This window comes from Faecalibacillus sp. MSK20_93, from assembly GCF_020589945.1.
GTDB classification, from domain to species: domain Bacteria; phylum Bacillota_I; class Bacilli_A; order Erysipelotrichales; family Coprobacillaceae; genus Faecalibacillus; species Faecalibacillus intestinalis.
On sequence record NZ_JAJDKA010000090.1, the window covers coordinates 1 to 6,583 of the forward strand.

Here is a 6,583-nt window from a genome sequence, read left to right on the forward strand (position 1 = left end):
CTTTCCGCACCATATAGGGAATGAAAGGTGTGATTTAATGACCTCTTTTGAAAAATTTTTAAATTTTTTTCGGGTATGAAAAAAGCCCGCACAAAACATATAGTCTGTACGAGCCTTTAAAGCTAAAACATATTCAATTTTTAATAGTGTGCTATTAGGTGGAATTTGATTGCAAAGAATTGTACTTAAAGCTTTCCATAATGCAAGCCCCCTTAAAGCACCGTATCAATGTTGGCATGGTTTTCAAATTACTCTGAAAAATTATGAACTGTTCCTTTTGGAAATGTAATGGTCAGTCTTGTATATTCTTTTTCCGTAGAAGCAATATCCAATTTCAAGCCCAACCTATCGCATAATTTTTTCGATAGATACAGTCCCATACCCGTTGCATTTGCCTTGTTTCTATTTGAACCCGTAAAACCTTTTTCAAATACACGGGATAAATCAGACGCTTTTATTCCACAACCATTATCTTCAACCACAAGCAATATATTTGTACCATTGTCTTGACTGTATATCGTCAGCTTATTTTCTTGCTTATCAAAATACTTAATCGCATTTTGCACGATTTGAGATAGAATGAATGTCAGCCATTTTTCATCAGTATAAATGACATTTTCTATGTCATGGATATTGATAATTGCTTTTCTTTCCATAAGCGAATGACGGAATTTCAGAATGACATTATGTATCACTTCGTCTAACTGCAACTGTTTTACAAAATAGTCCTTTTCCGTATTTTCGCTTCTTGCATAGTAGAGCATTTGTTCCACTAACTGAAATATTTTGTCTGTTTCTTTTTTTAATGTGTAATTTTTTGTATTGTCAAACGTCAAAGACAATGCTCCTATCGGTATTTTAATTTCATGGACGAAACTTTCCACATATTCTTGATAGTCCTGCTTTTCCTCTGTGATTTTGCCGATTTCATCATTCATAGATTTGCAGGCTTTTTTTAGTGCGTAGCAATAGGCTTTATTTTGAAATTCTTTTGGCTTTGGTAAAACGTCTGCAATATAATAGGTTTCTTCCAGTCCGTCTACTAAATCAATAATATGTTGTGAAGCGTTACGCTTCTTCCGATACAAACACCATTGAAAAAGCCCTTGTATGCTGATGAACAGAATTACCAGCGATACAACAAACAGCGTATCTACACCGTAGAAAATCAAGAGAAATGCTACTACGGCAAGAAAGAAAAGCTGAAACAATATCTCTGTTATTTTTTCTTCTAAGAATGTAAAAAAACTCACAGTTTCCAACCCTTTCCTCGTATATTTTCCAATAAATGAACAATACCGATTTCTTTCATTTTCTTTTTTAGACGGGTCATATTAACCAATAATACATTTTCGTCTATATAATATTTGTCATTCCACAGCTTTTCCAATAGTTCTTCTTTGCTAATAACTTTATCTTCGTTCATAAAGAAGTAGTACAAAATACGAAATTCATTTCTTGTCAGTTCAATGCTTTGCTCTTGATACTTCAAAATGGATAAATGTAAATCAAGGGTACAATCTTTTTTGACAAGCTCACGGAAATTACTCGGGTTTGACAACTGCAATGCACGCTTGATCTTCTCAAGAAGAATAAGCGTGTCATACGGCTTTGTGATGAAGTCAATTCCGCCCACTTGAATACTTTTCAATTCGTCAGCATTTGTATCTCTGCTTGTTACAAAGATAATCGGTACTGGCATGACTTGTTTTATTTTCCTGCATACTTCGTAGCCATTCTCATACGGCAGGTTAATATCAAGCAGAACCAGTTCTATGGAATATTGCTTTAATTCCTCTGTCAGATTTCCAAAGTCAGTCAATAAAACTGTTTCATATCCTTGTGTGTTCAATAGTTTAGAAAGCTCCAAACGAGTGATTTCATCATCTTCGATAATCGCTATTCTCATTTCAACACCCCCTTGATTTACCATTATAATAATTCCACAGCAGGAGAGCTAGAAAAATCTAACTCTCCTCATTGATATTTCGTTTGAAACCGATATACGTCGCTATCCAGTAAATACTATAAATTAGGAAGAAGATAATTAAATTCAAGCCAAAGTACATTAGATAAAGGTGTTTATCTCCCAAAATTTGTTGATACACATTATTCAATGACGACATCATCACAAAAGAACACAATATTGCTGATATTGCAGGGACACAAAATAATATCAATAATTGTTTTCTGATTGTCTTAAATAGCGACTTATCATTTATTCCTAATCTTCGCAAGGTCAGGTAGCGATATTTGTATTTAGTAGAGTCGCTCAATGATTGAACTGCCAAAATTGTTCCTACTGCGGAAATCAAAATAAATGCAATGTACATAAACAGACTGACTACTATTGCAACCATTGCTTTTTGTTGTTCTATTTCTGCACCTCTTACGTTTACTCTATACGACTCATCATTTATTTCTCCATTTTCATCAACCTTTACTAATTGATGTTGCATATCTTCTTTTATCTTATTTTCTAATTCTGCGTCTGTATCTTCTTTTGTATCTATAATCAAATGATTTTCTGATACTTCAAGTCCTTGAACATATTTATCTGGAAGTACAACAACAAATCTGCCAGTATTAGTTATAGAGTTCCAATAAGACTTAGTGTCATATCCTTTTAATTTCAAATTTTTATTTGCTACTGTTATGGTTTCAATGTCTTTGTTATCTTCAACCTCATATGCAAACTTGCTATTTGTAACTATATAGTATTCGTTATCATTTAAAGAAAGCAACGGCATCTTTCTTAATTCTAGTAACCTATTATAATCACTTAACTTCAAGACTGGGTCAAAATCATAATATTCTGATTGGAAGAATTTTTGTACCTGATGATTCGGCTCTTTATAAATGTCGTACTCAATGGTATTATCAATCGTATATTCTTCTTCAATTACTCGAATATATTCATCAAATACCTGCTTATCATCAAAGAGTTGTATATCATATGGTGCATTTAAATTCACGCTGATATCATACGAAGCTTTGTTGATACTAGAATAATTCAGAGCCAGCAGTGAAGTTAAAATCAACATAGACAATGTACCAAATGTGAAGCTCATTGTTCTTGCTTTAGAAGCAAATGTTCTTGCTACAAACAGATTGTCATTTTGATATTTCATTTTTTTATTCTTTAACAAAACAGTCAAGAACATATCTGCACAAGTTGTAGATATACCATAAATGCTGATAATCAACATGATTACGCTTACCATCAAACAGGTAAGTGTTTCTTGCTTATTAAAATTATCCATAGTACAACGTGAATTCCAGAGAAAAAGAGAAATCGCACCAAGAATAATACTTAAAACAAAAATGACATTTCTTTTTTTACTGTCACGGAACATTTTCTTTTCATTTTGTTTATCAAAGTAAAGAAAATCACGTATCGTCATTTTACTTATTCTTCTTAATAGATTAAGTAAAACCAAAACATAAATAGTTAAAAAATAAATTATCAATAGTCCAATAGAAACAAAATTCAAAGAAATAAAGAGAGTTTTTGGAATACCCAGTAAGTTTACAATTACTAACGACACAAACTGGCTGAATAAAAAGCCAATAGGAATAGCTAATACAATTGCTAAAATTCCCAACAGTATATTTTCAATTACAACTAAGTGGGCAATTTCTTTTTTCTTAATGCCAAGAAGCATATATGTTCCTAATTCTTTACTTCTTTTTTCAAACATAAATTTCGTTGTATAGTTGATCAAAAAGCATATCACAAAAATAATAAGAATATTTACAGCGAACAATGAATTCTTAAATGCATCCATACTGGAACATAACTTTACAATTTCATCAGAATTTGCCACCAAATTAAAAGCAAATATAAGAGAAAAGGATGCAGTAACGGTTATCAGATAAATCAAATAATCTTTAATATTTCTTTTTGTATTTCTATACGCTAACTTACCTAACATTTCCCACTTCACCTCCGAGCAAGGTTAATATATCCAGTATTTCATTGAAGAAATCTTTTCTGCTTTTTTCCCCTCTGAAAATTTCATTGAATATTTTACCGTCTTTCAAGAACAAAATACGTTCACAGAAAGACGCACTAAACGGGTCATGTGTTACCATTAAAATAGTAGCCTGCATTTTCTTGTTGATTTCAGACATTGTTTCCAGTAATAATCTGGAAGCTTTTGAGTCCAAAGCTCCCGTCGGTTCATCAGCTAAAATCAGTTTCGGTTCATTGATTAAGGCTCTAGCACAAGCACAACGCTGTTTTTGTCCGCCAGAAACTTCATAAGGAAATTTCGATAAAATATCACGAATACCCAATTTATCGGCGATAGCATGAACTCTTTTCTCAATATCAGTAGGGTTCTGTTTGTTGATAACCAATGATAAAGAAATGTTTTCTCCAATCGTTAAAGTATCTAAAAGGTTGAAATCTTGAAAAATGAACCCTAAATTTTCACGTCTGAAATCAGCAAAATCTTTATCCTTGATTTTGGTAATATCTTGATTATTGACTGTAATGTGTCCGCTGGTTACAGTATCAATCGTAGAGATACAGTTTAATAGGGTAGTCTTTCCAGAACCACTAGCTCCCATGATTGCGACAAATTCGCCCTTATCTACATACATAGAAATACCGTCTACTGCCTTTGTGATATTTCCAGAGTTACCCCCGTAGTATTTTTTTACTTGCTCTAAATTTAAAATGTGTTCCATTAAAAATCGCTCCTTTCTTCCTGCCACATTTATTTGTTTTGGAATACAATTAAATTATAGCAAGGGCAGTATTCAATTACACTTACAGTTTTGAAAGTAAACAGAGAGTAAAAGAGCCGTGATAATGCAGATCACAATTTTGTGAAGCATTTCCACGACCCTTTTATTATAATTTTGCCTTTGTCTTTTTCGTAATGATATAAATATATTCTTCTGGTGTAGGGCGTTTATTCCCAAAATACTTTTTGAAATTTGCCTGCACCTCTGGGTCGGTGCTATTCATAGCTTCATCAATCGTAGCTTCAATATCCGCCCGAACATCAGCCAATGATACACCGCCAGCTTTTGCACCAGCTTTCAATGCCTTTTTTATATCTCTTTTGTTCAGTCCTATCATATTCATACCTCAATTCTACTTTTTAAAGCTAATAAGTTTTCCGTTGTATTTTACAATGATGAATATGATATAAAACACTCCTACAAAAATCAAAATAAGACCTATGTAATAGCCTAATTCAGAATGAGAGATTAAATTGATAATCGGCATAACAAGAATACCAATACTAACCAGTAAAGTGCCTATTCCTATTTTTTTTGTAAACACCTTTTTATCTTTAGGGTCAAGTTGTGTATAATGATAACCATGTAATAAAGTAATATTCTCTTTTATTCCTATTTGATAAGATATAAAAAGTAAAAACAATCCTATAACTATTTCAACAATCAATTCCTCTAATTCCATAATCGTTCTCTCCTTTAATCAAAATAAAATAATTCTTCAAATTTTTTATCTAAAGCTATACAAAGCACTAATGCCAATTTTGCTGTTGGATTGAATTGTCCAGTTTCAATAGAACTAATTGTATTCCGAGAAACCCCGACTAGTTCAGCTAATTCTGTTTGTGATAATTTTTTTTCTTTTCGTACAGTTTTTAATCTGTTTCGCAAAATTAAATGTTCGTCCATTCTATAAACCTATCATTAAAAATTTATAAAAGTAATACCCCATAAATAGAAGAAAGAATAAAGCAATAACAAATTTGGATTTATTTTTTGAAATATGTGCTTCATAACCCATAGAGCCAAATGCCACAGACCCAATAATTGTCATTATGTCATAGTAAGGTTCTTTACAAACTGCTTTAATGAAAAGAATTAAAATGCAGATAAATAAAACAAACATTAAGCCAAAAGATTTCCCTTGAAGTTTAATATGTTTTTCGTATTCATCAAGATATAGATTCTCTTTTTTGTTTTGTGATAGTATTTTTTCTTTATCCATTATATAACGCTCCTTTCAAATAATACCAAGTACACTTGTCATTTATATTATAGCATTCGGTCATTACAAGTCAATATTTTTGCACAGTTTTCTTGTCGTTTTGTAAAAGCGTGCAAATCTGATAGGAAATGCACGCTATATCATTTATCCTACAATCTTCCAGTTACTATCCTTATGTAGCACAAGCTCATACTGCGATACCTGCGTCGCTTTTGTCTGATTATCAATGAATTTTACCGCAACCTTGACTTTCACATTGTCGCCGTCCTTTATAAAGATAGGGTTTACCAGTTCAGAATAAAGGTAGTCCCTGCCGATAGGTTCAATCACATTTCCCAATACATAGTAAGCAAGCTCTTTTTCCGTCGCTGTTGGGTACAGCTTAAAGAATGTTTCCAGAAAAGCGGTAGCGTCATTTACCGTATCAGCGTCCACGCTTGCGTCTGCTTCTGGTGTCTTAGGCTCATAGTCTGATTTTTCAACTGCTGGTGCAAGGGTAGGGTTTTGAACGATTACCATATCCCCGTCTGCGTCCACATAGACTTTTACAGTATAGGTTGCTTTCACATTGCTTGTCTGTTCTCCCTCTTTTATCTGCTGATCTAC

Annotated in this window: 9 protein-coding genes; all 9 read right to left on the reverse strand. The window is 32.6% G+C overall.

The window, feature by feature from the left end; all coding sequences use genetic code 11:
* Positions 1-248: 248 nt before the first annotated feature.
* Positions 249-1,253: a sensor histidine kinase gene (locus LJD34_RS15205; RefSeq protein WP_055057969.1), complete on the reverse strand. Its 1,005-nt coding sequence runs from the start codon at positions 1,251-1,253 to the stop codon at positions 249-251.
* Positions 1,250-1,909, reverse strand: coding sequence for a DNA-binding response regulator (locus tag LJD34_RS15210; RefSeq protein ID WP_055057940.1), 660 nt, complete (start codon positions 1,907-1,909; stop codon positions 1,250-1,252). Before LJD34_RS15210 ends, LJD34_RS15205 begins: the two co-directional genes overlap by 4 nt.
* 58 nt (positions 1,910-1,967) lie before the next feature.
* On the reverse strand, positions 1,968-3,935 hold the full coding sequence (locus tag LJD34_RS15215; protein ID WP_148461411.1) for an ABC transporter permease: 1,968 nt from the start codon (positions 3,933-3,935) through the stop codon (positions 1,968-1,970).
* On the reverse strand, positions 3,925-4,695 hold the full coding sequence (locus tag LJD34_RS15220) for an ABC transporter ATP-binding protein (RefSeq protein ID WP_003061398.1): 771 nt from the start codon (positions 4,693-4,695) through the stop codon (positions 3,925-3,927). The genes LJD34_RS15215 and LJD34_RS15220 overlap by 11 nt, the downstream gene beginning before the upstream one ends.
* A 166-nt stretch (positions 4,696-4,861) precedes the next feature.
* Positions 4,862-5,092, reverse strand: coding sequence for a hypothetical protein (locus LJD34_RS15225; protein ID WP_003060191.1), 231 nt, complete (start codon positions 5,090-5,092; stop codon positions 4,862-4,864).
* A gap of 15 nt (positions 5,093-5,107) precedes the next feature.
* On the reverse strand, positions 5,108-5,437 hold the full coding sequence (locus LJD34_RS15230) for a DUF3784 domain-containing protein (protein ID WP_129981351.1): 330 nt from the start codon (positions 5,435-5,437) through the stop codon (positions 5,108-5,110).
* Positions 5,438-5,451: 14 nt separating this feature from the next.
* The gene (locus LJD34_RS15235) at positions 5,452-5,661 is read right to left on the reverse strand and encodes a helix-turn-helix transcriptional regulator (RefSeq protein ID WP_005342572.1); all 210 of its coding nucleotides are present in this window, start codon (positions 5,659-5,661) and stop codon (positions 5,452-5,454) included.
* Position 5,662: 1 nt separating this feature from the next.
* Entirely contained in the window at positions 5,663-5,977 is a 315-nt protein-coding gene (locus LJD34_RS15240) for a DUF6442 family protein (protein ID WP_055267761.1), read from the reverse strand.
* 144 nt (positions 5,978-6,121) lie between these two features.
* The coding region (locus LJD34_RS15245) for a conjugal transfer protein (protein ID WP_227360299.1) at positions 6,122-6,583 on the reverse strand (462 nt) is incomplete at its 5' end.